Genomic DNA, 23,975 nt, shown 5'->3' with positions numbered 1-23,975 from the left:
ACCGGGGCCGGGTCACCTGCGCAGGAACTGCGGCCCCATCGGCGGCAGCCGGAACGACGGATCGGGCCCGGCGCCCGGAACCGCGCCCGCGGGCTGCGGGTACCCGTACCCGGCCGCGGGGGCCGCGGCCGGGACAGGCGGCGCCGCGGGCGGATAGCCGTAGGCCGGGGCGGCCCCGCCGTCCCCCGGATAGCCGTACGCCGGCGGCACGCCGGGCGGAGCGGGGACCACCTGCGTCTCCGGCTCCGGTGCCGCGGGGGCCCCCTCCGGCTCCGTCGCCGCCGGGTCGCCGCCGTCCTCCCCGTCCGCCTCCGCCTCGTCCACGGAGATCCCGAACGCGGTCGCGAGCCCCACCAGGCCCGTCGGGTAGCCCTGCCCCACGGCACGGAACTTCCAGCCCTCCCCGCGCCGGTAGAGCTCGCCGCAGATGACGGCCGTCTCCTCCCCGGTCTCCGGCCGCACGTCGAAGACGGCCAGCGGCTCCCCGTCGCCCCCCGCCGCGTCGTGCACGAGAATCCGCAGGTCGGGTACGTGGGCGAAGGTCCCGCCGTCCGAGGAGGCGGCGATCACCACCTGCTCCACGGAGGCGTCCAGCGCCGTCAGGTCGGCCTCCACCGTGTCCGTCAGGTGCTCCGCCACCCGCTTCTTCGGCAGACGGCGGACCAGGCCCGACGGATGCCGGGGCTGGTTGTAGAAGACGAAGTCCTCGTCGCTCCGCACACGGCCGCCCGGGCCCAGCAGCAGCGCCGAGACGTCCACGTCCGGGACCCCCGTACCCGGGGTCCAGCGCAGCACGGCCCGCACGGCCGCGGCACCGAGGGGGACGTTCGAGCCCTTCGTCATCGCGTGCGTCATGCCCGTCATCCTGCCTGGCCGAGGGGTGAGGGGACAACGCGGGGGCGGGCACCGGCCGGTCGCACCCGCCGCCGCCCGGCCTCCCACCCGGCGGAAGCGGACGGGTTACCTGGATTTCATGCACACCGGGAACTCCGGACACCCGCCCCTACGTACTATTACCGGCCATACGTCACCAGGGCCGTCGAGGCTGCTACAGGGGATCTCCATGCGTCATTTCGGGCACATCCCGGCCGCGTCCCGAGACCGGTTGTTCCACCGGCAGCCGTGCGAGTTCGACGCGGACTCACCGGCCGCGGTGCTGTCCGCCGCGCTCGGAGCCACCCTCTACAGCCCCGCCACGCGCCCCCGGCTCGCCGAGGACGTGGCCAAACAGGCCGGTCACGGCGTGGTGTCCATGGTGCTCTGCCTGGAGGACTCCATCGACGACGCCGACGTGGAGGAGGCCGAGGCCAATCTGGTCCGGCAGTTCTCCGCGCTCGCCGACCTCCGTGACGCGGGAGCGGAGGTGCCCCTGCTCTTCATCCGGGTCCGCCACCCCGAGCAGATCCCCACGCTCACCGAACGACTGGGACCGGCCAGGCGACTCCTGTCCGGATTCGTACTCCCCAAGTTCACCGAGGCCCGTGGCGTGCCCTTCCTGGAGGCGCTCGGCGCCGCCGAGGCCGCCACCGGCCGCCGCCTCTTCGCCATGCCCGTCCTGGAGTCGCCCGAACTGCTCTACCTGGAGACGCGGACGGACACCCTCCTGGGCATCGCGCGCGCCGTCGACAAGTACCGCGAACGGGTCCTGGCCCTCCGGCTCGGCGTCACCGACTTCTGCTCCGCCTACGGACTGCGCCGCTCCCAGGAGATGACCGCCTACGACGTGCGGATCGTCACCTCCGTCATCGCCGACGTGGTCAACGTGCTCGGCCGCTCCGACGGCACCGGCTTCACCATCACCGGTCCCGTCTGGGAGTACTTCCCGGCACCGGAGCGCATGTTCAAGCCGCAGCTGCGCCGCAGCCCCTTCCTGGAGGGCAGCGCGGAGGAGCTGCGCACCGCGCTGATCGAGCGCGACATGGACGGGCTCCTCCGCGAGATCGAACTGGACCGGGCCAACGGACTGCTCGGCAAGACCTGCATCCACCCCACCCATGTGGCCCCCGTGCACGCCCTGTCCGTGGTCAGCCACGAGGAGTACAGCGACGCCCGGGACATCCTGCGGCCCGAGCGGGGCGGCGGCGGAGTGCTGCGCTCCGCCTACACCAACAAGATGAACGAGGTGAAGCCCCACCGGGCCTGGGCGGAGCGCACCCTGCAGCGCGCGGAGGTCTTCGGCGTCGCGGCCGCGGACGTCGGCTTCGTCGACCTGCTGGCGGCGTGCCTCGGTGACTGAGGGTGGGGCAGGATCGGGAGCGGCGCCCGCCGGACCGTTGCGCGGGCGCGCCCCGGGCACCACGACCGGGCACACGGCCGGGCAGCGGCCCGGCAGGGCTCCGGCGGCACCGCGCCGCCGGGAGAGGGACTGATGACACAGACGACGAAGGACGGCGGCGCGGTGGTGTGGTCGGGAAGCTGGGTCGCCGAGCGGCTCGGGGTCGGCATCGACGGCGACGCACGGCTCCCCGAGCTGCTGGGCCTGGCCCTGCGGCGGAACCCCAAGCGGGCCCACCTGCTGGTCTCCACGGTGCTCGGCAAGCACGTCCCCCAGCGGCCGTCCGTCGTCCGCGACGCCGGGTACGGGCTCGGCCTCCGCGTGCGGGAGCTGCTCACCCCGGCGGAGGCCGCCCGCGCCACCGTCCTCGGCTACGCCGAGACCGCCACCGGACTCGGCCACTGCGTCGCGGACGGGCTCGGCGGCGCGCCCTACCTCCACTCCACCCGCCGCCCCGTCGAGGGCGTGGCCCCGGCAGGCGGCTTCGAGGAGTCCCACTCCCACGCCACCTCCCACCTGCTGCTGCCCGAGGACCCGCGCCTCCTCGCCGGGGACGGCCCGCTGGTCCTCGTCGACGACGAGTTCTCCACCGGCAACACCGTGCTCAACACCGTCCGCGCCCTGCACGGGCGATTCCCCCGCGAGCGGTACGTCATCGTCGCCCTGGTCGACATGCGCGGCCCCGAGCACCACAGGGCGCTGGCCGCGGCGGCGGACGAGATCGGCGCACGCCTGGACCTGGTCACCCTGGCCTCGGGCACCGTGCGCCTCCCCGCCGACGTGCTCGCCCGGGGCCGGGCCCTGGTAGAGACCCACGAGGAGCCGACCGCGGGAGCGGGGGCGGCAGGCACCCGGACGGGGGAGCGGCCGGCATCGGGGAAGGCCGCGCACCCCCCCGTCCGCGTCGACCTCCGCTGGCCCGCGCGGCTCCCCGACGGAGGCCGCCACGGCTTCACACCCGCGCACCGCGCGGAACTCGACGCCGCGCTCCCCGCCATGGCGGACGCCCTGGCCGCCGCACTGCACGGCACCCGCCGCGTCCTCGTCCTCGGCACCGAGGAGCTGATGTACACGCCGCTGCGCCTCGCACTCGCCCTGGAGGAGTCCGCCGACGGCAGCCGGGAGGTGCGCTACTCCACCACCACCCGCTCGCCCGTCCTCGCCGTGGACGACCCCGGCTACGCCATCCGCACCCGGCTGGTCTTCCCCGCCCACGACGACCCCGCCGACGGCCCGGGCGAGCGCTACGCCTACAACGTCGCCGGAGCAGGCTTCGACGCGGTGGTCGCCGTCGTCGACTCCGCCGGCGACACCGCCGCCCTGCACGCCGAGGACGGCCTGCTCGCGCGCCTCGCCGGGCACACGGGGCGGGTCGTCCTCGCCGTCGTCCCCTCCTACGTTCCCCCGCGCACCGTGCCGGACGCCGGGCGCACCGCTGCCGGTGCACCGCACCGCACTCCCGAAAGGGCCCCCATGCTGCCCGACCCGCTCCGCGGACCGGACTTCTCCTCCTACGCACCCGAGGAGGTGGGCTGGCTCCTCCAGGACCTCTCGGACGCGGACCTGGAGGCGCCCACGGAGGAGCGCGAGGAGGCCGTCCAGAGCGGCGGGGCGCACTACGCCGAGTCACTGCCCGTCGAGTACCAGCCGAGCGCCCGCTACCAGGAACTGTTCGCGGACGCGCTGGAGGCGTCCGCCGCCCGGATCGCCCGCGCCGTCGGCACCGTGACCGAGACCGTGCTCGCCGAGCGCACCCCGCGCCCCGTCCTGGTCTCCCTCGCCCGGGCCGGTACACCCGTCGGGGTCCTGATGCGCCGCTGGGCGCTCCACCGCCACGGCCTGGACCTGCCGCACTACGCGGTCTCCATCGTGCGCGGCCGGGGCATCGACGCCAACGCGCTGCGCTGGCTGGCCGCCCACCACGACCCGGCCGACGTCGTCTTCGTCGACGGCTGGACGGGCAAGGGCGCCATCACCCGCGAACTCGCCGACGCCCTCAGCGCGTTCCCGGGCTTCGACCCCGGCATCGCGGTGCTGGCCGACCCGGGCGGCTGCGTGCGCACCTACGGCACCCGCGAGGACTTCCTGATCCCCTCCGCGTGCCTGAACTCCACCGTCTCGGGGCTGATATCCCGCACCGTGCTCCGCCAGGACCTGGTCGGCCCCCACGACTTCCACGGCGCCAAGTTCTACCGGGACCTCGCCGGCTCGGACGTCTCCGGACACTTCCTGGACACCGTCGCCGCGCGCTTCGACGAGGTGGCCGACTCCGTCGCCGCCGAGGTGAAGGAGCTGCTCGCCGCCCCCGACCGGGAGCCCGGCTGGGAGGGCTGGGCGGCCGTCGAGCGCATCAGCGGGGAGTACGGCATCCACGACGTCAACCTGGTCAAGCCGGGCGTCGGCGAGACCACCCGGGTGCTGCTGCGCCGCGTCCCCTGGAAGGTGCTCGCGCGGCGCGGGGCCGGGAGCGACCTCGCCCATGTCCGGCTGCTGGCCGAGCAGCGGGGGGTGCCCGTGGAGGAGGTCGACGGCCTTCCCTACACCTGTGTCGGGCTGATCCACCCCCGCTACACCCGCGGCGCGACCGGCGCCGACGGCAAGGCGGTGGACGCCCGATGACCGCCGCGCCCGCCCCCTCCGGCACCCCCGCGCACCGCGACGGCCCCGTGCTCGTCGCCAGCGACCTGGACCGGACGCTCATCTACTCCTCCGCGGCACTCGCGCTGGCGATGCCCGATGCCGACGCCCCCCGCCTGCTGTGCGTGGAGGTCCACGAGCACAAGCCGCTGTCGTACCTGACGGAGACCGCGGCCGGGCTCCTCGCCCGCCTCGCCGAGGAGACCGTCTTCGTCCCCACCACGACCCGCACCCGCAAGCAGTACCAGCGCATCCACCTGCCGGGCGGGCCCGCCCGCTACGCGATCTGCGCCAACGGCGGCCATCTCCTCGTCGACGGCGTCAGCGACCCCGACTGGTACCGGTCCGTCGAGCGGCGGCTGGCCGCGGAATGCGCCCCGCTCGCCGAGATCCGCGCCCACCTCGCCGCCACGGCCGACCCGGCCTGGCTGCGCAAGGAGCGCGTCGCCGAGGACCTGTTCGCCTACCTCGTCGTGGAACGGCCGCTGCTGCCCGAGAGCTGGCTGAAGGACCTGGCCGGCTGGGCCGAGGGGCGCGGCTACTCCGTCTCCCTCCAGGGCCGCAAGGTCTACGTGGTGCCGCGGCCGCTCACCAAGAGCGCCGCGATGCGCGAGGTGGCACGGCGCACGGGAGCCCGCCTGACGCTCGCGGCGGGCGACTCCCTGCTCGACGCGGACCTGCTGGCGGCCGCCGACCGCGGCTGGCGCCCCGGCCACGGCGAGCTCGCGGAGGCCGGCTGGGACGCCGCGCACGTGGAGGCCCTGGCCCAGCAGGGTGCCGCGGCGGGCGAGGAGATCCTGCGCAGGGCCCTGGCGGCCGCCCGGGAGCCCGCGGTCTGACACCGCGGGGGCGGCCCGCCCCGGTGCGCGCCCGGGCTCAGGCCCGCGGCGCGCCCGAGGCCCGCCGGGTACCCGCTCCCGGGCGCAGCAGCCGCACCAGCAGGAAGGCCACCACCGCGAGTGCGGCCGCGCCCAGCACCAGCTTGGAGTAGGCGGACACGTACCCCGCCACGTCCTCCCAGTTCTCACCGAGCAGATAGCCGGCCAGGACGAACACGGTGTTCCAGATCGCGCTGCCCAGCGTCGTCAGGGTCAGGAACATCGGCAGCCGCATCCGCTCGACGCCCGCCGGGACCGAGATCAGCGACCGGAACACCGGGACCATCCGCCCGAAGAACACCGCCTTCGGGCCGTGCCGCAGGAACCAGGCCTCCGTCCGCTCGATGTCGCTCACCTTCACCAGGGGCAGCTTCGCGGCGATGGCGACCGTCCGGTCGCGGCCCAGCAGCGCGCCCACCCCGTACAGGGCGAGGGCGCCGACCACCGAGCCGGCCGTCGTCCAGACCAGGGCGGCGAGGAGGCTCATGGTGCCGGTGCTCGCGGCGAAGCCGGCCATCGGGAGGATGACCTCGCTGGGGATGGGCGGGAAGAGGTTCTCCAGCGCGATGGCGATGCCCGCCCCCGGCGCCCCCAGTGTCTCCATCAGGCCGTTCACCCAGCCCGGTGCACCGCCGTCGATCCCGCCTGCCGCCATGACGCTGTCCATGGCGGCACGCTAGGCAACCGAAGCTGAAGGGCTCCTGAAGCGTTCCTGAAGCGGGGTGCTGCGCGCCGGTGGGCCCGGCGGGGCCCCGGTCCCGTTCCGGGGCGGGCCCGGTCCTGGTCCGGTCGCGTCAGCCGCAGCAGCCCCCGCCGCAGCAGCCGCCCCCGCCGCCGCCGGGGCCGCCCGCGGGGGCGGAGGCGGCTGCCGTGCCGCCGACCGCCACGGTGGACAGCAGCTTGACGGTGTCGGCGTGGCCGGCGGGGCAGTCGGCCGGCTCGGAGGCCTCCGCCATGGGCCTGCTCACTTCGAAGGTGCCGCCGCAGGTGCGGCAGCGGAAGTCGTAACGGGGCATGCGCCCCAGGCTACCGGCCCCGGGCCCCCGGCCCCGGGCCTCCGGCGCGATCCCCGCCCGCGCCGCAGGGGCACCGGTGCCCCTGCGTCCCCTGCGTCCGGCCCCGGAGGTCTCACGGGGCGAGGCCCTCCCGGCGCCGCCGCGCCCGCTGCTCCCGCTCGGCCTCCTCGGGGTGGCGGGCCCGCCAGTACGGGTTGTCGTGCGGTAGCCCCGCGCTCACCCGCCCGTACATGCCGAAGAACATCAGCATCAGGCCCACCACGAAACTGAAGATCACGTTCTGCATCCGGAAGGCGAGCGGGTTGAAGCTGCGGTCCAGGAGGGCGAGGTTCACGAACCCGCTGGCGATGAAGAGCACCCCGAGGACCATGTTGAGCGTGGACGCGAAGTTGCCGCCGACCACCATGCCGGCGAAGAGCAGGACACCGACGCAGATCGACAGCACGCTCAGCGCACCGTTGGTGTTCAGACCGGCCACCGTGTCGCCCCGGGTGTCGAAGAAGCCGATGCGGTCGAACAGGCCCAGGATGCCGAACGTCACCAGCACCACGCCCATCAGCCCGGCGCCGATCCGGTAGAACCGGCTGAGACTGTGGTCGACGGGCAGGTGCTCGTCGAAGGTGATGCGGGCTCTGGTCCGGCGCCGCAGCCTGGGGGCGTGCTGTACGTGTCCGGCCATGGTCGGCCTCCTTCGCACCCGCGCAGGCACCCGCGCGGTTCCTTGCGCGCTCGGGCTCCTTCCCCTCCAGCATCCGCCCCGAGGCGCCGGGTGACAACGGCGGCCCCCGACGCACGGCCGCGGACGCCCGGTCCCCCCGGGCCGCACCCGGGCCCGGGGGACCGGGGCGGGCCCCGGGCGCCTCTGCGCGCGCACGGGGCCTCTGCGGGCAGGGCGCGGGCAGGGCGCGGACGGAGGACCGACGGGGCACGGACGGGGCGGCACGGCCGGGGCATGGTCACGGGTTGTGAGCACCACCGGGGCGGGTGTGCGCCCACCTCCGCGGCGGCCCTGACCGCGGAGGCGGTCACGACCGTGCCGCGCCCCCGCGGGCCCCGGGGCGCCGCACGCTCAGTGCCCGGCGCCGCCCCGCTCGCCGCGGATCTGCTCCACGACCCCCGCGACCACGCCCCGCACCGCCTCCGTCTCCTGCAGGAAGTGCCAGTAGTCCGGGTGGCGCCCCTCCAGCCCCGCGACCGCGCGCTCCAGCCGCGCGACCGCTTCGTCCAGCGGACGGGCGTGCCGGGGGTCCGGAGTATGGCGTCCTGCCATGGCCAGCCGCTGCGCGTCCCGGATCGCGAACCGGGCCCGCTCGATCTCCTGCTGCGGGTCCTTCGCGACGGCGTCCAGCCGCCGCAGCCGCTCCCCGGCCGCGGACACGGCCTCGTCCGCCGAGTTCAGCAGCGCCCTCACCGTGGACAGCAGCGCCGTCGCATCGGGCCAGCGCTGCTCCTCGCGCGCCGCCCCCGCCTCGCGCAGCTTCTCCTCCGCCTGGCGGACACCGCGTGCGGCCTGCTCGGGCACGGGCTGGAGGTCCTGCCAGCAGGCGGCCGAGAAGCGGCGGCGCAGTTCGCTGAGCACGGGCTCCACCTGCCGGGCCCGGTTGGCCAGTGCCTGGGCCCGGGTCCGCAGCGACACCAGCCGCTTGTCGATCTCCGCGGCCCGTTCCGGCAGGCGCTCCGCCTCCGCCCGCACCGCCTCCGCGTCCCGCAGCACTCCGTCGGCACGCTGGAGCGTCGCGGGGACGCCGTGTCGGCCCGCGCCCTCGTTCAGCCGCGTGAGTTCGGGGCCCAGTGCCGCGAGACGGGCCGCGAGGTCGTCCGCCCGCAGCCCGGAGCCCCGCACCGCGTCGAGAGCGGTGCTCGCCGACAGGAGCGCCTGCCGCGCCCGCTCGACCGCCGGGGCGAGGCGCGCCAGCTGCGTCTCCGCAGACTCCAGCAGCGGCCCCAGATCCCGCTCGAAGCGGTCCAGCTGCTTCTTGACCTGCTCCAGCTCGCCGCGCGCGGTGTCGAGCTCCGCACGCGCCCGGGTGGCGACCGAGGACTCCAGGTCGTCGCGGTCCAGGTCGTAGGAGTCGACCGCGGTGATGTAGGCGTGGCTGGCCGCGTCGATCCGCTCGCCCAGCGCGGCGAACTCCTCCACCGCGCGGCGCGCCCCCGGGGAGGAGTCGACCGCGGTGATCGTCTCGATCGAGATGCGCAGATCGCGCTGGGCGGTGTCGAGGGCGTAGAACGCGGCGGCCGCCGCGTCCTTGGCCGCCTGCGCCTCGGCCCGCAGGCTCTCGCTGCGCCCTCCGCCGAACCAGCGGCGGGTGCCCCCGCCGGCGAACGAGGCCGTCAGGGCGGCGGCCAGCAGCGGCGCCGGCAGCAGCACCAGCCCCAGCACGTCCCGGACGGCACGCGTTCCCGCCTCGTCCCTCGGCTGCGGCTGTCTCGCCGTCACATCCCGCTCCCGTGCCGTGTCCGCCCCGCCCGTACCGGGTCCATACTCCCATCAGTAAGGACGAACACCGGGGTCCGTTAGTTCGCGGTGGCCACCCGCACCTTCCCGTTGCCGCTGCGCGCGGTGACGCTGCGCTCACTGGCGTCGTCCGTCGGGACGGACACGTCCACGCCCCCGTTGCGGCTCTCGGCCGTCACCGCGTACGGCCCGCCGCCGGCCGGCACCCGCACCTCCACGCCCCCGTTGCTGCTGGACGTCTCCACCCGCTCGGGCGCGGCGTCCAGGTCCAGCCGTACCGACCCGTTGCCGGAATGCGCGCGGACGCGGGTGGAGGTGACCCGCTCGGTGCGGATGCCGCCGTTCCGGGTCTCCAGGACCAGCGGACCGCTGGAGTCGCGGACGACGACCCGGCCGTTGTCCGACCGGATGGTGAGCGCGTCGGCGAACCCGCCGGCCTCGACCCCGCCGTTGCCGTCCTCGACCGTCACGGCCACTCCGCGCGGCACCTTCACCGTGTGGTGCCCGGCGCAGTGGGCCGCCAGGCCCTTGCAGCCGACGGTCAGCCTGAGCGTCCCGTCCTCCAGCTTCCAGGACGCGTCCGGCCCGTTCCCGATCACCACCCAGCCGTCGATCCGGCGGGTCACCTCGACCTCGTCGACGTCGGCCGCGGTGATCTCCAGCTCGGAGTCGTCGGACTCGATCCTCAGCCTCTCGCCGTCGAAGGGGAACACCTTGCGCTCCAGGGGGGTGTCGTCGAGATCCGGGCTCCCGCACCCGGAGAGCACGGCGACCCCCACGGCCACCGCGGCCAGCACCGCGGCCCCCCGACCGAGATGCTGACGCATACCTGACATGTGCTGCATGGTGGTGATTCCCCCAAGGCCCGTCCGACTGTCCCCTGACCCTCCCCAACCTAGGTCCGCGGCGCCCCCGCCTCGATCCGGCTCCCCACCCTCTCCGGGGTGGGGACAGCCCCCGCACCCCATGACGGTTTGCGGGCGTGCGGCCCCTGCCATGTAGGCTGTGCCCTCATCCACGGGTGCGTAGCTCAGGGGTAGAGCGCTGCTCTTACAAAGCAGATGTCGGCGGTTCGAAACCGTCCGCGCCCACCAGCACAAAGGCCCCCGCAGCTACCGCTGCGGGGGCCTTTGACGGTAGAGATTGACGGCAGTCTCACTCAGGACGGCGCCGACGGAGCAGCCGGTCCATGTGCCCCATCGCCTCCCTCCGACGCTCGTCGGAGACGTGCGTGTAGATGTTCATCGTGACGGCGATCTGCGAGTGCCCCAGGATCTCCATCACCACCCGCGCCGGCACGCCCGCGGCGAACAGGAGCGTCGCGCACCCGTGCCGGGCGTCGTGCAGCCGGATCCGGGGGAGCCCGGCCGCCTCCGAGATGCGCTGGAACGAGCGACTGAGGTTCATCGGCTCGACCGTGCGGCCGGTACGCGTCGTGAAGACGTAGCCACTGTCCTGCCACTCCTGCCCCGCGGCGAGCCGCTGGGCGGCCTGACGGAGACGCTGCCAGCGCAGTGGCGGCACGCACATGAGAGGGAGGGGGACGACGCGGGTCCGGCGGTTCTTCGTGGAGTCCGCGTACAGCTCGTTCTGCACCCGCTGGATCTGGTTCCGCACGGTGAGGGCGCGGCGCTCCAGTTCGATGTCCGACCAGCGCAGCCCGAGTACCTCCCCGCGGCGCAGGCCGAGGGTGACGGCCAGGACGAACGCGGCGTACAGCGCGTCCCCCCTCGCCGCCTCCAGGAACGTCGTCGTCTGCTCCAGGTCCCACGGCTTCAGCTCCCGCTGCTCCACCCGCGGGGCCGGCACGAGCTTGACCACGTTCCGGCTGATGAGTTCCTCCCGGCAGGCGGCGCTGGGCGCGCTCCGCAGCGCTCGGTGCGGCCGCGAACACGAGCAAGGACCTGTGACGCGATACTGATCGCTCACATGCCTTGGAGAACTTGGCGAAGCCGTTCCTCCAGGGCATCCCGCGCCGACGTCCACTTCTGCACGGCTTGATGGGCTTCGTCGAAAGGCGGCAGAGGCCCCGTCTGTCCCCAGGAACTCCCGTACGGGCCAATGTCGATGCCGTACGCAGAAAGCTGCTGCTCCCGCCGCTCGTCCCACCGGAGTCGCTCTTCAGCTTCGCGACGGTCGATCCACGTCAGCCCTTCAACGAACTGCCGGGTCAGTCGGCGTTCTTCGTCATCCAGCACCTCGCCATGCCGGATCAGGAAGGTGTTGATCTTCGGCACCTCGGCACGCAGATCCTGCCCCCCTCCGTTCCACCGTGACTGGATTTCAAGCTCGCGGAGCTTCTCGAGCAGTTTCTGTAGGGCTTCCAGACGCTGTTGGTCATACGGTCCGCGCGCGACGCGACGTCGCTCCGCCTGCTCCATTTCCTGTCGCGCCGTCTCGATATCGGCTTGGCGCTGCTCGCTGCGTCTCCACTGGAGGTAGCCCACGATGGCGACGAGCACCGTGGCGCCCACGGGAAGGGCGGCAGTCAGTATCTCCACGGAGACATTGTGCCGATTGCAGTCTCCCGCGGGCCAGCGCTCGGGAACGACTCACGTCTGGCGACGAGGTCCCGTGCCGCGGACCCCGACTGGCGCGTCATCGAGGCCCGGCGAAGGGTTCCTTGTCGCAGCGCCGGCCGACCCTGTCGACCTCTTCGGCAGACGTGCTGAACTCCGGACGCTACAGGTTCGTCGTACGTGAAATGCGGCTCCGAATACTCGAATGAGAGGCTGCCAGGAATGCTGTCGTCGCCGATCACACCTGAAGTCGCCGTGTTCGGCCGTCTGGTGCGTGAGTTGGAATGGGCTTTTCGCCCGATTTCGGTAACGTCTGCGCTCTGACCTGCGCTTTCCGAGTGCTGGAGCAACCTCTACGGGCCGTTCATCTGGATCACGGGTCCATATCCTGCACTCGACCCGAACGCCGCTGTCGAACCTCGCGCCCGAACGGACCGGAGCCACGAGCTCCGCTCCGGTGATCACACGTCTGCGGGTCTGGGGTGATCTCGCCGAGCTTGAACACCATCGCTGGTGCGGCAGCCCGTAAGCCCTGTCGGTAGGCCCATCAAGCCGTCACCGACGACCAGTGCGGGATCGTGCATACCGCGTCGGCGGCAGTCGCGCGGCAAGTCGCCCACGACTCGGTGGGGTTCCGCAGTCCTCGGCCGGGGCGATCAGTTCCTTGGTGCCGCCCAAGCGGACGCCCAGCGGGACCATGACGCGCGAGTGGGCCCGGCCGAACCTGACCTTGGGTTGCACGCCATCGGCCGCACGTGGGCGTAGGGGCCTGTCCCCGAGTGGCGGACAGGCCCTGTGAACACTTCCCGGACGGGACCGCAGCGTCGTAGCGCGTCCACAGCGCGATCCCGTCGCTCGACCCCACCGGTAAGTGCCAGGCCCGATGGATCGCGCTGGAGGCCTTCGCCATCGCCTTCGACGGCCGGCTCTCCACAGCGCACCAGCGTCCCGGACACGGCCGATTCACCGCTCGACGCCCGGACCTCCGGGCGGCCGCAGGGGCTCCGGGAGCCGATCGGGACGGGGGGTCAGGGAGACGCGGGGACCTCGGACCGGCGAAAGCTGTGGACGAGGGCGATCCGGCCGACGATGTGGGCGTTGAACTCCGGTAGTTCCTCGGCCGGGATCCACAGCTCCAGGATCGTCCGTCCGCCGACTTGGCGGACCGGGTACCGGCGCAGGAACGTCGTGTCGACCTCGAACCGTGTCACGTGGCCCTCGCCGCTGTGACGGACGTTCCAGTCGCGGGCGATCGTGACGGCGTATTCCTCGTCGAGGACCGGGTAGAAGATCGGCTGCTCCGGCAGACGCGGCGGCCAGGCGCGCCAGCCCGAGTCCCGCACCAACGCCAGCTCCTCGGGACCGGTGGGGCGCCAGAGCGTCGTCGTTCGGCGGGTGTTCACAGCGGTGTCCTCGGGCTCGGTGCGGGGGCCTGCCGAGGGTAGCCACTGCCCTGCCGGGGCTGCGACCGGATATCGATGGGCCGTATCGCGGCACGGCGCCTGTCCGACCCCCGGTCTACAGTGGGGTGCAGGTTGCGGTCCGCATACAACGGGGGATTCTCATGGCGCTCTTCGGCAACGCACACACCGTCGATCCCGCCCAGGCCCAGCAGGAGTACGCGCGGCTCCTCGGGCACGGGGAGCAGGTCCAGGCGGCGTTCCAGCTGATCCGGGACACGATCCTTTTCACGGACCGGCGTCTGCTGCTGGTGGACAAGCAGGGGATCACCGGCCGGAAGACGGAGTACCACTCCGTCCCGTACCGCAGCATCACCCACTTCGCGGTGGAGACCGCGGGCACCTTCGACCTCGACGCCGAGCTGAAGATCTGGCTCTCCGGAAGCTCGGTGCCGATCGAGAAGACCTTCACCAAGGGCGTGGACATCTACGAGGTGCAGGCGATACTCACGCAGTTCGTGGCCCGGTGATCCGGTGACGTCGTGACCCGGTGACGTCGTGATCCGGTGACCTGACCGGGTCACCGGTGCGCGCGGCCGGGGCCCCGGGCGGGAGCCCCGGTGGGCGTCAGCGGAGCACACCGTGCCGGTGGCGGACGGGCGGGACGTCGAAGCCGTCGTGCCCGTCGGCCTCCTCCCGGACGGCCCGGTCCAAGCGGCCGTCGAGAGAGCGGGCCACCCCGAGCAGCAGGCGGAGGCGACCGCGGCAGCGCGCGCGGGCGCGCCGCTCCTCGATGCCCGCCTCGGCCGAGATGCCCCGGTCGTTGCGGGAGCGCAGGACGGTGCGGACCTCGACGGTGCGGAGCACGGTCGCCGGGAGGACGCGGACGCCCCGCCGTTCGGCCTCCCCGGTGGCGCGTGTGCTGAAGCGCAGGTCGCGCAGCACGACGCGGCGCCAGGGCCGGTGGCCCGGCGGGACGGTGCCGGCGCGACGGCTGCGGATGTGGTGGGCGGTGCGTGCCACGGGTGCTCCCTGGTCGAGGAGCCGCCGGGGATCTCCCGGCGGACCTACCGGAAGCCGGAGGGGCCCTGGGACCGCTGCTGTCGGTGCGTCATGAGGGCACTCTACGACCTGTCGCATCGTCAATGACGCTTGTGGGTAGACAGGTTGTCGGTCCTTCGCCGCGGGGAGGCACCTTGCCCCGGTTCGGCCGGTGCGAGGGACGAGGGCTTGTCCCGTCGGGTGGGGCAGGGGCCGAGCGCGGTGGTCGTCGGCGTACGGCCGGGGCGGCGGTCGGTCCGGGGCGGTGTCCGCCGCCGGGAGCGGACCGCTGCTCCCGGGAGTGCCGCCCGTAGGCCGGCACAAGATCGGTCCCGGGGTCCGGGGTGCGCTCCGGCAGCGTCGAACGTGATGCCGGATTTCCGCCAGCGCGGGCGGTCCGGGGCGCGAGAGAGTCGGCGACGGCTCGTGGTTCCGCCCGCGGGCCCCGTCCGTCCGGCCACTCCCCGTGAAAGGCACCGCGTATGCACGTCGTCCCCGGTCTCAAGGTCCTCTACTTCGGCACTCCCGTGGTGCTGGTCAGCTCGCTCAACGAGGACGGGACGGCCAACCTCGCGCCGATGTCCTCGGCGTGGTGGCTGGGCAGGTCGTGCATGCTCGGTCTCGGCGACAACGCCCAGACCACCGCCAACCTGCTGAGGGAGGGCGAGTGCGTGCTCAACCTGCCCTCGTCGGCGATGGTCGGCGCCGTCGACCGGATCGCGCTCACCACCGGGAAGCCGGACATCGTGGACTTCAAGAGGCGGCAGGGCTACCGGTACGAGCCCGACAAGTTCTCGGCCGCAGGCCTGACCGAGCAGGCGGCGGACCTCGTCCGGGCCCCCAGGGTCGCCGAGTGCCCGGTCCAGCTGGAGTGCCGGGTGGTCTCGGCCCACCCCTTCGGCGTCCCCGAGCCGCACGCCACCGCCTTCGAGGTCGAGGTCCTGCGCGCCCATGTCGAGGAGGACCTGGTCATCCCCGGGACGCACCACGTGGACCCGCTCGGCTGGGACCCGCTCATCATGAAGTTCTGCGAGTTCTTCGGCGGCGGGCGCACCGTGCACCCGTCGAGGCTCGCCGAGGGCTGGGACATGCCGCACCGGCGTCCCTCGGCCGTCTCCTGAGGAGGCGTCCGGCGGCGCCCCGGCCGCAGCTCCCGGGGCAGGTGTTCCCAGGACGTGCCCCGGGAGCTGCGACCGCCGCGGGACGCCCAGGCCGAGGGCCGAGGCGGCCGCGCCCGGCGGTGCTGGGGGCGGCAGATCCCGGTTGCGGCCCTCCCGTGGTGCACGGTCGTACTGCGGCATGAGCGGAATCGCCGAGGTCATCGTGCTGGCGCTGGACGCTGACGAGGTCATGGAACCGCTGACCCGGTACGACGGCACGCGTACCTGGAGCGGGACGTTCTTCGAGATGCGGCCGGGCGGGCACTGGGGGTTCGGCTGGGGTGCGGAGTTCGTGAGCATGCGCAGCAGGTCAGGCTGTTGAAGCACCTGGAGTCCTTGCCGTGGCCCCGGCCGGAGTCGGTGCAGGTTCTGATCCATGACGAGGAGGACGACTGCTTCGGGCTGTGGATGATCCACGACGGAGAACTCGTGGAGACACCCCTTCCGCGCACACGGCGGGCCTACCGGTCCGGACCGCACAAGGACGGGTTCCCACCCGACCCCGGGATCCTGAGCAGGACGGACAGTCACCCCGTCGCCTGGCCGGAGGAGGGCGGGGACGGCGACAGGTCGCGGCCTCCTGCCTGGTGAGGGCGATCAGGCGAGAAGCCGGACGAGGGCGGCTGCCGCCTTGGTGATGCCGAAGCGGACGAGTCCGCTTTCGTGATGGCGAGTCACCACGGAACCCGAGTGTTCGAAACCGCCTGTCGAGGGCACGGTGACGGTGTTCCGGTCGGTGTGCTGCTCTTCGCCGAAGTCCGGTGGCCCTTCCCCGCGTGATGCCCGCGGCAGGCGGGCTGTCCCCTGCCGGTCTTCTTCGGGACGGCGCCGGAAGCCGCGTCGCCGCGGATACGCGCCGCCGGTCCGCAGCCGCAGGGCCTGGCTGCCGACCGGCGGGAACGGCCGCAACCGCCCCCACGCAGCCCCGGCCGGATCACCCCGCCCCGTGCCGCACGGCGACCCGGGCACGGGGCGGTCAGCTGATCGACCGGACACGTCAGGCGTCGTCCGCCTCCAGGTCGCCCTCGGTCTCCAGGTACACCTGCCGCAGCGCGGCGAGGACCTCCGCGTCCGGCTTCTCCCACATGCCGCGGGACTCCGCCTCCAGCAGCCGCTCCGCGATGCCGTGCAGCGCCCAGGGGTTGGCCTCCTGGAGGAAGGCGCGGTTCTCCGGGTCCAGCACGTAGGTCTCGGTCAGCTTGTCGTACATCCAGTCCGCCACCACGCCGGTCGTGGCGTCGTAGCCGAAGAGGTAGTCCACGGTGGCGGCGAGTTCGAAGGCCCCCTTGTAGCCGTGGCGCCTCATCGCCTCGATCCAGCGGGGGTTGACCACACGCGCCCGGAACACCCGGGAGGTCTCCTCCACCAGGGTGCGGGTGCGGACCGTCTCGGGGCGGGTGGAGTCGCCGATGTACGCCTCCGGGGCCGTGCCCCGCAGCGCGCGCACCGTGGCCACCATGCCGCCGTGGTACTGGAAGTAGTCGTCCGAGTCGGCGATGTCGTGCTCGCGGGTGTCCGTGTTCTTCGCCGCCACGGCGATCCGCCGGTACGCCGTCTCCATCTCCGTCCGGGCCTGGCGCCCGTCCAGCCCGCGGCCGTAGGCGTAGCCGCCCCACACGGTGTAGACCTCGGCGAGGTCGGCGTCGGTGCGCCAGTCCCGCGAGTCGATCAGCTGGAGCAGCCCCGCGCCGTAGGTGCCGGGCCGGGAGCCGAAGATGCGGGTCGTGGCGCGGCGCTCGTCCCCGTGCTCGGCCAGGTCGGCCTGCGCGTGGGCGCGGACGTGGTTGTCCCCGGCCGGCTCGTCCAGCGAGGCGGCGAGGCGCACGGCGTCGTCGAGCAGGCCGATGACGTGCGGGAAGGCGTCGCGGAAGAAGCCCGAGATGCGCAGGGTGACGTCGATCCGCGGACGTCCCAGCTCCTCCAGCGGCACGGCCTCCACACCGGTGACCCGGCGCGAGGCGTCGTCCCACACCGGGCGCACGCCGAGCAGGGCCAGCGCCTCCGCCACGTCGTCGCCGGCCGTGCGCATCGCACTGGTGCCCCACAGCGAGAGGCCCACCGAGACGGGCCACTCCCCGTTGTCTTCCCGGTAGCGGGTCAGCAGCGACTCGGCGAGCGCCTGACCGGTCTCCCAGGCCAGGCGCGAGGGCACCGCCTTGGGGTCGACGGAGTAGAAGTTCCGGCCCGTCGGCAGGACGTTGACGAGGCCCCTCAGGGGCGAGCCGGACGGGCCCGCGGGGACGAAGCCGCCGTCGAGCGCGTGGACGGCGTGGGTGAGCTCGTCCGTGGTGCGGGAGAGGCGGGGTACGACCTCGGTCGCGGCGAACCGCAGCACCGCCGCGACCTCTTCGCCGTGCTCGGAGGGGACCGCCGACGGGTCCCAGCCGGCGGCCTCCAGCGCCTCGACCAGCTCCCGGGCCCGGGCCTCCGCCTCGTCGGCGGTGGTGCGGGTGGCGGCCGACTCGTCCAGTCCGAGGGCCTCGCGCAGGCCCGGCAGGGCCGCGGTGCCGCCCCAGATCTGCCGGGCCCGCAGGATGGAGAGCACCAGGTTGACCCGCTCGGGGCCGGTCGGGGCGGAGCCGAGCACGTGCAGTCCGTCGCGGATCTGGGCGTCCTTCACCTCGCACAGCCAGCCGTCGACGTGCAGCAGGAAGTCGTCGAAGCCGTCGTCGTCGGGGCGGTCGTCCATGCCGAGGTCGTGGTCGAGCCGGGCCGCCTGGATCAGCGTCCAGATCTGGGCCCGGATCGCGGGCAGCTTGGCCGGGTCCATCGAGCTGATCTGCGCGTACTCGTCGAGCAGTTGCTCCAGGCGCGCGATGTCGCCGTAGGAGTCGGCGCGTGCCATCGGCGGCACCAGGTGGTCCACGAGCGTCGCGTGGACCCGGCGCTTGGCCTGGGTGCCCTCGCCCGGGTCGTTGACCAGGAACGGGTACACCAGCGGCAGGTCGCCGAGCGCGGCGTCCGGCGCGCAGGCGGCGGACAGCCCCGCGTTCTTGCCGGGCAGCCACTCCAGGTTGCCGTGCTTGCCCAGGTGGATCATCGCGTCGGCGCCGAAGCCGCCGTCGTCCGCCCGGGCGGCGATCCAGCGGTAGGCGGCCAGGTAGTGGTGCGAGGGCGGCAGGTCGGGGTCGTGGTAGATCGCGATGGGGTTCTCGCCGAAGCCCCGCGGCGGCTGGATGAGGACGAGCAGGTTCCCGCGGCGCAGCGCCGCCAGCACGATGTCGCCCTCGGGGTTGCGCGAGCGGTCCAGGAACATCTCGCCGGGCGCGGGCCCCCAGTGCTCCTCCACGGCCTCGCGCAGTGCGGCGGGCAGGGCGGCGTACCAGCGCCGGTAGTCCGCGGCCGGGATCCGGACCGGGTTGCGGGCCAGCTGCTCCTCGGTGAGCCACTCCTGGTCGTGTCCTCCGGCCTCGATCAGGGCGCGGATCAGCTCGTCGCCGTCGCCGGAGGCCAGGCCCGGGATCCCGTCGGCCGGACCGAAGTCGTAGCCCTCGTCGATCAGCCGGCGCAGCAGCGCCACGGCGGAGGCCGGGGTGTCCAGGCCGACCGCGTTGCCGATGCGGGAGTGCTTGGTCGGGTACGCGGAGAGCACCAGGGCGACGCGCTTGTCGGCGTTGGCGAGGGTGCGCAGCCGGGCGTGGCGCACGGCGATGCCGGCGACCCGGGCCGCGCGCTCGGCGTCGGGGACGTAGGCGGGCAGGCCGTCGGCGTCGATCTCCTTGAAGGAGAACGGCACCGTGATCAGCCGGCCGTCGAACTCGGGCACGGCCACCTGCGTGGCGGCGTCCAGCGGGGAGAGGCCCTCGTCGTTCTCCTCCCACGCCGCGCGTGAGCCGGTCAGGCACAGCGCCTGGAGCACGGGGACGTCCAGCTCGGCCAGCGCCCCCGCGTCCCAGGACTCGTCGTCGCCGCCGGCCGAGGCCTCCGCGGGCCGGGTGCCGCCCGCGGCGAGGACGGTGGTCACCAGCGCGTCGGCCTCGCGCAGCTGCTCCAGCAGCTCGGTCTCGGGGGTGCGCAGGGAGGCGACGTACAGCGGCAGGGCACGGCCCCCCGCCTCCTCGACCGCGGAGCACAGGGCGTCCACGAAGGCGGTGTTCCCGCTCATGTGGTGGGCGCGGTAGTAGAGCACGGCGATCCGCGGGCCCGAGGGGTTCTCCCGGCGGACGGTCCGCTCCAGCCGCCCCCACGAGGGAGCGGCCGCGGGGGGCTCGAAGCCGTGGCCGGTCAGCAGCACGGTGTCGGAGAGGAACCGGGCCAGCTGCTCCAGGTTGGCCGGGCCGCCGTGGGCGAGGTAGGCGTGGGCCTCCGCGGCGATGCCGATGGGGACGGTGGACGCCTCCATCAGCTGCGCGTCCGGGGCCTGTTCGCCGGTGAGGACGACGACCGGGCGGTCCTGGGCGAGCAGCAGGTCGACGCCCTCCTGCCAGGCCCGCAGTCCGCCGAGGAGCCGGACGACGACCAGGTCCGCGCCCTCCAGGAGGGCGGGCAGGTCGTCGAGGTGCAGACGGGAGGGGTTGGCGAAGCGGTACGCCACCGGGCCTGCCGCGGCGCGCGCGCTGAGCAGGTCGGTGTCGGACGTCGACAGGAGCAGGACGGTGGTGTGCTGCGTCGGTTCCTGGGACGGAAGCTGCATGCGACGGCTGGCCTTCCTCGGGGTTTCCGCGCCCCGGGCGGTGGAGGACGGCGGGAGTTCCTGACTCGCCCGGCAGGGGCCGGGCTCACAGTGGCGGGACCGCGCCGGAATCTCACCGGGCTTCCTCCCCTGGCGCCGTCATCGGCGGTGACGGGCCGTCTGGCCCGCCGAGGAGCATAGTAAGGGCCGTCACCTCTCCGGGACGAGGTGGCCCGGGGAGGGGTCGGTATGCTCACCGCCATGCCTCCACCCCCCGCCAACCACCCGAATCGGGACCAAACTCCCGTACGGGAGCGCGGTGACGCCTGCCCCGGCGCGTTGCGGCTGCACACGGCGGACGACGGGGCACTGGCGCGCGTCCGCCTCCCGGCCGGTGTGCTCACCGCCCGCCAGGCGCACTCCCTCGCCGACGCCGCCGAGCGGCTGGGCGACGGCGCCCTGCACCTCACCTCGCGCGGCAACCTCCAGCTCAGGGGGCTCGGAGCCGCCTGCGGCGGACCGCTCGCGGAACTGCTGCACGGCGCGGGGCTGCTGCCCGCTCCGGGCCACGAGCGGGTGCGCAACATCGTCGCCTCGCCGTTCAGCGGGCTGGACGGTCTCGGAGGCCGGGACGTCCAGCCCCTCGCACGGGAACTCGACGCGCTGCTGTGCGCGGACGAGCGGGCCGCGGCGCTGTCCGGCCGCTTCCTGTTCGCGCTCGACGACGGGCGCGGGGACATGGCGGGGCTCGGCGCGGACGTGACGCTGCGCGCAGCCGCCGGAGAGGACGCACACGGCCCCGGCGCCCCGGCGGACCGGGAGGCGGCCGTGGTGGTCGCGGGCGGGGCGGCGGTCCGCGTGCCGTGCGCCGAAGGCCCCCGCACCATGCTCCTCGCCGCCGAGGCCTTCCTCGACGCCGCGGAGGCGAGCGGGACCCGCGCCTGGCGGATCGCCGAACTCCCGCCCGGCCGCGGCCTCTCGACCGCCGCACTGCTGGACCGCGCCGCGGCCGCGGGGATCGCCGCCGAAGCCGCCCCGGAGCCCCGGCCCGGGCCCGCGGTGCCCCCGCCCGCTCCGGGCCACCGCCCGCCCGCCGCCGGCCGCGCGGCGTTCGGCGGCTCCCCGCCGGGCGCCGCCTACGTCCTCGCCCCGCTGGGGCGGCTGACCGCCGCCCAGTGGCGCGCTGCGGCCGACCTGGCCGCCCGCGAGGGCACCGGGGAACTGCGGGCCACCCCGTGGCGCGGCCTGGTCCTGCCCGGCCTCCCGGCCCGGTTCCTGCCCGCACTCGCCGACGCCGGGCTCGTCACCGACCCGGCCTCCCCCTGGCACGGGACCGGTGCCTGCATCGGGCGCCCCGGCTGCGCGAAGGCGCTCTCCGACGTCCGCGCCGACGCCACCGCGGCGGCCTCGGGCGCCACCGGAGGGGGCCCGGGGAGCCTGCCCGTGTACTGGTCCGGCTGCGAGCGGCGCTGCGGCCACCCGCACGGCGCCCGCATCGACGTCGTCGCCACCGGCGACGGGCGCTACGACCTGACCGTGGCGGTGGGCGGGGCCGCGCCGCGGCCTTCCCCCGCCGGCCGCCCGGACCCCCCGGCCGCCGCCCTGCTCGGCCTCGACCCCGGGCGGCTGGCCGCCGCCCTCGCGGCGGTACGCTCCGGCCCGGCCCACCACCGACCCTCCACCACGAAGTGAGCGAGAGCACCGTGTTCGACTACGAGAAGGACGGAGCGGAGATCTACCGCCGGTCCTTTGCCACGATCCGCGCCGAGGCGGACCTCCAAGGGCTGCCCGCCGAGGTGTCGCAGGTCGCGGTCCGCATGATCCACGCGTGCGGCATGGTCGACCTCGTCCGCGACCTCGCCTACTCCCCGGAGGTCGTCCTGCGGGCGAGGGAGGCGCTGCGGGCCGGGGCCCCGATCCTGTGCGACGCGCAGATGGTCGCCAGCGGCATCACCCGCAAGCGGCTCCCGGCGGACAACGAGGTGCTCTGCACCCTCTCCGACCCCTCCGTCCCCGAGCTGGCCCGGAGCCTGGGCACCACCCGCTCCGCGGCCGCGCTCGAACTCTGGCGCGCGAGCCTCGACGGCGCGGTGGTCGCCGTCGGCAACGCGCCGACCGCCCTCTTCCGGCTCCTGGAGATGGTCGCCGAGGGCGCCCCCCGGCCGGCGGCCGTGATCGGCGCCCCCGTGGGCTTCATCGGCGCCGCCGAGTCCAAGGACGCCCTCGCCGCCTCGCCGCTCGCCCTGGAGCACCTGGTGGTGCGCGGGCGCCGGGGCGGCAGCGCGATGGCCGCCGCCGCCGTCAACGCGATCGCGAGCGAGGCGGAATGAGCACCCAGAGCACCCCGTCCGAGCCCGGCACCCCGTCCGAGCCCGGCACCCCGTCCGAGCCCGGCACCGCGCACACCCCCGGCGCGCCCGAGGCAGCGCCGCGCACCGGCCGCCTCTACGGGGTCGGGCTCGGCCCCGGAGACCCGGAGCTGATGACCCTGCGCGCCGCCCGGGCCATCGCCGAGGCCGACGTCGTCGCCTACCACTGCGCCCGCCACGGACGCTCCATCGCCCGCTCGATCGCCGCCCCCCACCTGCGCCCCGAGCACGTCGAGGAGCGCCTGATGTACCCGGTCACGGTCGAGACCACCGACCACCCGGGCGGCTACCGGGGTGCCCTCGACGACTTCTACGAGGAGGCCGCCGCCCGCCTGGCGGCCCATCTGGACGCCGGCCGCACCGTCGCGGTGCTGGCCGAGGGCGACCCGTTCTTCTACGGCTCCTACCAGCACATGCACAAGCGGCTCGCGCACCGCTACCCGACGGAGGTGATACCCGGTGTCACCTCGGTCAGTGCCGCGGCCGCCCGCCTGGGGACCCCGCTGTGCGAGGCGGAGGAGGTGCTGACCGTCATCCCCGGCACCCTGCCCGAGGAGGAACTGGCCGCGCGGCTGGCCGCCACCGACTCCGCGGTCGTGATGAAGCTCGGCCGCACCTTCCCCGCCGTGCGGGCGGCGCTGGAGACCTCGGGGCGGCTGGCGGAGGCCCGCTACGTCGAACGCGCCACCATGCCCGGCGAGCGCACCGGGCCCCTGGCCGACGTCGACCCGGGGTCCGTGCCGTACTTCTCGGTGGCCGTGGTGCCCAGCCGGATCGCCACCCCGCGTCCCCCGGCCGCCCGGGGCGAGGTCGCGGTGGTCGGCACCGGTCCCGCGGGGCCCCTGTGGCTCACCCCGGAGACCCGCCGTGCGCTGGCCGACGCCGACGAACTCGTCGGCTACACGACGTACCTCGACCGGGTGCCGGTGCGCCCGGGCCAGACCAGGCACGGATCCGACAACCGGGTCGAGTCCGAGCGCGCCGAGTTCGCGCTCGACCTGGCGCGCCGGGGACGGCGGGTGGCCGTGGTGTCCGGCGGCGACCCCGGGGTCTTCGCCATGGCGACGGCGGTGCTGGAGGCGGCCTCGCAGGACGCCTACCGGGACGTGCCCGTCCGGGTGCTGCCCGGGGTCACCGCGGCCAACGCGGCCGCCGCACGGGCGGGTGCACCGCTCGGCCACGACTACGCGGTCGTCTCGCTCTCCGACCGGCTCAAGCCCTGGGAGGTCATCGCGGAGCGCCTGCGCGCGGCGGCCGCCGCGGACCTGGTGCTCGCCCTCTACAACCCCGGCTCCCGCAGCCGCACCTGGCAGGTCGGCAAGGCGCGCGAACTGCTGCTGGAGCACCGCGCCCCGGACACCCCGGTCGTCCTCGGCAGGGACGTCGGCGGCCCGGAGGAGAGCGTGCGGATCGTCCGCCTCGGCGAGCTGGACCCCGCCCTGGTCGACATGCGCACCATCCTGCTCGTCGGGTCCTCCCAGACCCGGGCGGTGCGGCGCGGGGACGGTGGCGAGGAGATCGTCTGGACCCCGCGCCGCTACCCGGAGTAGGGTCCCGCGCCGCGCCCGGAGCGGGCGGGGAGGGCCCGCCCGGCCTGCTCCCGGGGCGGG

The 23,975-nt window shown here is 74.4% G+C and carries 20 protein-coding genes, 1 tRNA gene, 1 pseudogene and 1 riboswitch; of the genes and pseudogenes, 11 read left to right on the top strand and 11 right to left on the bottom strand.

Annotation, left to right across the window (positions count from 1 at the left end):
- Positions 1–12: 12 nt before the first annotated feature.
- Positions 13–864 carry a TerD family protein gene (locus NPS70_RS10570; RefSeq protein WP_256523874.1) on the bottom strand — a complete coding sequence of 284 codons (852 nt, stop codon included), beginning with the start codon at positions 862–864 and terminating at the stop codon, positions 13–15.
- A gap of 199 nt (positions 865–1,063) precedes the next feature.
- Here NPS70_RS10570 and NPS70_RS10565 point away from each other — a divergent pair, with 199 nt between their 5' ends.
- The 3 genes from NPS70_RS10565 to NPS70_RS10555 all read left to right on the top strand — a co-directional run bounded on the left by NPS70_RS10565 (position 1,064) and on the right by NPS70_RS10555 (position 5,751).
- Positions 1,064–2,236: an HpcH/HpaI aldolase/citrate lyase family protein gene (locus NPS70_RS10565; RefSeq protein ID WP_256523873.1), complete on the top strand. Its 1,173-nt coding sequence runs from the start codon at positions 1,064–1,066 to the stop codon at positions 2,234–2,236.
- 132 nt (positions 2,237–2,368) lie between these two features.
- Positions 2,369–4,894: a phosphoribosyltransferase gene (locus NPS70_RS10560; RefSeq protein WP_256523872.1), complete on the top strand. Its 2,526-nt coding sequence runs from the start codon at positions 2,369–2,371 to the stop codon at positions 4,892–4,894.
- Positions 4,891–5,751 (top strand): HAD family hydrolase, encoded by an 861-nt coding sequence (locus tag NPS70_RS10555; RefSeq protein ID WP_256523871.1) that lies wholly within the window; start codon positions 4,891–4,893, stop codon positions 5,749–5,751. The genes NPS70_RS10560 and NPS70_RS10555 overlap by 4 nt, the downstream gene beginning before the upstream one ends.
- A gap of 37 nt (positions 5,752–5,788) precedes the next feature.
- Here NPS70_RS10555 and NPS70_RS10550 read toward each other — a convergent pair whose 3' ends face one another.
- From NPS70_RS10550 to NPS70_RS10530, 5 genes are all read right to left on the bottom strand, one after another.
- The gene (locus NPS70_RS10550; RefSeq protein WP_256523870.1) at positions 5,789–6,457 is read right to left on the bottom strand and encodes a DedA family protein; all 669 of its coding nucleotides are present in this window, start codon (positions 6,455–6,457) and stop codon (positions 5,789–5,791) included.
- 127 nt (positions 6,458–6,584) lie between these two features.
- Positions 6,585–6,806, bottom strand: coding sequence for a zinc ribbon domain-containing protein (locus NPS70_RS10545; protein ID WP_256523869.1), 222 nt, complete (start codon positions 6,804–6,806; stop codon positions 6,585–6,587).
- A 112-nt stretch (positions 6,807–6,918) separates the two neighbouring features.
- Positions 6,919–7,485: a DUF4383 domain-containing protein gene (locus NPS70_RS10540; RefSeq protein WP_256523868.1), complete on the bottom strand. Its 567-nt coding sequence runs from the start codon at positions 7,483–7,485 to the stop codon at positions 6,919–6,921.
- Between the two features lie 390 nt (positions 7,486–7,875).
- Positions 7,876–9,246 carry a hypothetical protein gene (locus NPS70_RS10535; protein ID WP_256523867.1) on the bottom strand — a complete coding sequence of 457 codons (1,371 nt, stop codon included), beginning with the start codon at positions 9,244–9,246 and terminating at the stop codon, positions 7,876–7,878.
- 77 nt (positions 9,247–9,323) lie between these two features.
- Positions 9,324–10,100: a DUF4097 family beta strand repeat-containing protein gene (locus NPS70_RS10530; protein ID WP_256523866.1), complete on the bottom strand. Its 777-nt coding sequence runs from the start codon at positions 10,098–10,100 to the stop codon at positions 9,324–9,326.
- A gap of 183 nt (positions 10,101–10,283) precedes the next feature.
- Between NPS70_RS10530 and NPS70_RS10525 the strand changes: the two genes are divergently transcribed.
- Positions 10,284–10,358, top strand: a tRNA-Val gene (locus NPS70_RS10525).
- Between the two features lie 61 nt (positions 10,359–10,419).
- Here the strand turns inward: NPS70_RS10525 and NPS70_RS10520 are convergent.
- The 3 genes and pseudogenes from NPS70_RS10520 to NPS70_RS10510 all read right to left on the bottom strand — a co-directional run.
- A pseudogene (locus tag NPS70_RS10520) lies at positions 10,420–11,145 on the bottom strand (tyrosine-type recombinase/integrase); the annotation flags it as partial.
- Positions 11,146–11,189: 44 nt separating this feature from the next.
- Positions 11,190–11,765: a hypothetical protein gene (locus NPS70_RS10515; RefSeq protein WP_256523865.1), complete on the bottom strand. Its 576-nt coding sequence runs from the start codon at positions 11,763–11,765 to the stop codon at positions 11,190–11,192.
- A 1,046-nt stretch (positions 11,766–12,811) separates the two neighbouring features.
- On the bottom strand, positions 12,812–13,186 hold the full coding sequence (locus tag NPS70_RS10510; RefSeq protein ID WP_256523864.1) for a hypothetical protein: 375 nt from the start codon (positions 13,184–13,186) through the stop codon (positions 12,812–12,814).
- Positions 13,187–13,347: 161 nt separating this feature from the next.
- Between NPS70_RS10510 and NPS70_RS10505 the strand changes: the two genes are divergently transcribed.
- Positions 13,348–13,713, top strand: coding sequence for a PH domain-containing protein (locus NPS70_RS10505; protein WP_256523863.1), 366 nt, complete (start codon positions 13,348–13,350; stop codon positions 13,711–13,713).
- Positions 13,714–13,810: 97 nt separating this feature from the next.
- Here NPS70_RS10505 and NPS70_RS10500 read toward each other — a convergent pair whose 3' ends face one another.
- Positions 13,811–14,206: a hypothetical protein gene (locus NPS70_RS10500; protein ID WP_256523862.1), complete on the bottom strand. Its 396-nt coding sequence runs from the start codon at positions 14,204–14,206 to the stop codon at positions 13,811–13,813.
- 500 nt (positions 14,207–14,706) lie between these two features.
- Here NPS70_RS10500 and NPS70_RS10495 point away from each other — a divergent pair, with 500 nt between their 5' ends.
- The 3 genes from NPS70_RS10495 to NPS70_RS10485 all read left to right on the top strand — a co-directional run bounded on the left by NPS70_RS10495 (position 14,707) and on the right by NPS70_RS10485 (position 15,975).
- Positions 14,707–15,345 (top strand): flavin reductase family protein, encoded by a 639-nt coding sequence (locus NPS70_RS10495; RefSeq protein ID WP_256523861.1) that lies wholly within the window; start codon positions 14,707–14,709, stop codon positions 15,343–15,345.
- Between the two features lie 178 nt (positions 15,346–15,523).
- Entirely contained in the window at positions 15,524–15,706 is a 183-nt protein-coding gene (locus tag NPS70_RS10490; RefSeq protein ID WP_256523860.1) for a hypothetical protein, read from the top strand.
- Between the two features lie 38 nt (positions 15,707–15,744).
- Complete coding sequence (locus NPS70_RS10485; protein ID WP_256523859.1) at positions 15,745–15,975, top strand: hypothetical protein; 231 nt, start codon at positions 15,745–15,747, stop codon at positions 15,973–15,975.
- 406 nt (positions 15,976–16,381) lie between these two features.
- Here the strand turns inward: NPS70_RS10485 and cobN are convergent, their stop codons facing one another.
- Positions 16,382–20,017, bottom strand: a complete 3,636-nt coding sequence (gene cobN / locus NPS70_RS10480; protein WP_256523858.1) for a cobaltochelatase subunit CobN — start codon at positions 20,015–20,017, stop codon at positions 16,382–16,384.
- Between the two features lie 54 nt (positions 20,018–20,071).
- Positions 20,072–20,144, bottom strand: a riboswitch (cobalamin riboswitch).
- A gap of 113 nt (positions 20,145–20,257) precedes the next feature.
- Between cobN and NPS70_RS10475 the strand changes: the two genes are divergently transcribed.
- The 3 genes from NPS70_RS10475 to NPS70_RS10465 are packed head-to-tail and all read left to right on the top strand — an operon-like array spanning position 20,258 to position 23,915.
- Positions 20,258–21,688 carry a nitrite/sulfite reductase gene (locus tag NPS70_RS10475; RefSeq protein ID WP_256523857.1) on the top strand — a complete coding sequence of 477 codons (1,431 nt, stop codon included), beginning with the start codon at positions 20,258–20,260 and terminating at the stop codon, positions 21,686–21,688.
- Positions 21,685–22,326 (top strand): precorrin-8X methylmutase, encoded by a 642-nt coding sequence (locus NPS70_RS10470; protein WP_256523856.1) that lies wholly within the window; start codon positions 21,685–21,687, stop codon positions 22,324–22,326. Before NPS70_RS10475 ends, NPS70_RS10470 begins: the two co-directional genes overlap by 4 nt.
- Positions 22,323–23,915, top strand: coding sequence for a precorrin-2 C(20)-methyltransferase (locus NPS70_RS10465; RefSeq protein WP_256523855.1), 1,593 nt, complete (start codon positions 22,323–22,325; stop codon positions 23,913–23,915). The genes NPS70_RS10470 and NPS70_RS10465 overlap by 4 nt, the downstream gene beginning before the upstream one ends.
- Positions 23,916–23,975: the final 60 nt, after the last annotated feature.

It is taken from the genome of Streptomyces sp. C10-9-1, from assembly GCF_024497955.1.
GTDB classification, from domain to species: Bacteria; Actinomycetota; Actinomycetes; order Streptomycetales; family Streptomycetaceae; genus Streptomyces; species Streptomyces sanyensis.
The sequence above is the reverse complement of the archived record's forward strand: the minus strand, read 5'-3'. Positions and strand labels throughout refer to the sequence as shown.

What these genes read in the sequence shown, in the direction of transcription:
- NPS70_RS10465 (WP_256523855.1), top strand. Translation starts at nt 22,323, where the DNA reads ATGAGCACCCAGAGCACCCCGTCCGAGCCCGGCACCCCGTCCGAGCCC.
- NPS70_RS10565 (WP_256523873.1), top strand. Translation starts at nt 1,064, where the DNA reads ATGCGTCATTTCGGGCACATCCCGGCCGCGTCCCGAGACCGGTTGTTC.
- NPS70_RS10555 (WP_256523871.1), top strand. Translation starts at nt 4,891, where the DNA reads ATGACCGCCGCGCCCGCCCCCTCCGGCACCCCCGCGCACCGCGACGGC.
- NPS70_RS10490 (WP_256523860.1), top strand. Translation starts at nt 15,524, where the DNA reads ATGAGCGGAATCGCCGAGGTCATCGTGCTGGCGCTGGACGCTGACGAG.
- NPS70_RS10545 (WP_256523869.1), bottom strand. Translation starts at nt 6,806, where the DNA reads ATGCCCCGTTACGACTTCCGCTGCCGCACCTGCGGCGGCACCTTCGAA.
- NPS70_RS10530 (WP_256523866.1), bottom strand. Translation starts at nt 10,100, where the DNA reads ATGTCAGGTATGCGTCAGCATCTCGGTCGGGGGGCCGCGGTGCTGGCC.
- NPS70_RS10550 (WP_256523870.1), bottom strand. Translation starts at nt 6,457, where the DNA reads ATGGACAGCGTCATGGCGGCAGGCGGGATCGACGGCGGTGCACCGGGC.
- cobN (WP_256523858.1), bottom strand. Translation starts at nt 20,017, where the DNA reads ATGCAGCTTCCGTCCCAGGAACCGACGCAGCACACCACCGTCCTGCTC.
- NPS70_RS10570 (WP_256523874.1), bottom strand. Translation starts at nt 864, where the DNA reads ATGACGGGCATGACGCACGCGATGACGAAGGGCTCGAACGTCCCCCTC.
- NPS70_RS10505 (WP_256523863.1), top strand. Translation starts at nt 13,348, where the DNA reads ATGGCGCTCTTCGGCAACGCACACACCGTCGATCCCGCCCAGGCCCAG.
- NPS70_RS10560 (WP_256523872.1), top strand. Translation starts at nt 2,369, where the DNA reads ATGACACAGACGACGAAGGACGGCGGCGCGGTGGTGTGGTCGGGAAGC.
- NPS70_RS10540 (WP_256523868.1), bottom strand. Translation starts at nt 7,485, where the DNA reads ATGGCCGGACACGTACAGCACGCCCCCAGGCTGCGGCGCCGGACCAGA.
- NPS70_RS10495 (WP_256523861.1), top strand. Translation starts at nt 14,707, where the DNA reads ATGCACGTCGTCCCCGGTCTCAAGGTCCTCTACTTCGGCACTCCCGTG.
- NPS70_RS10475 (WP_256523857.1), top strand. Translation starts at nt 20,258, where the DNA reads ATGCCTCCACCCCCCGCCAACCACCCGAATCGGGACCAAACTCCCGTA.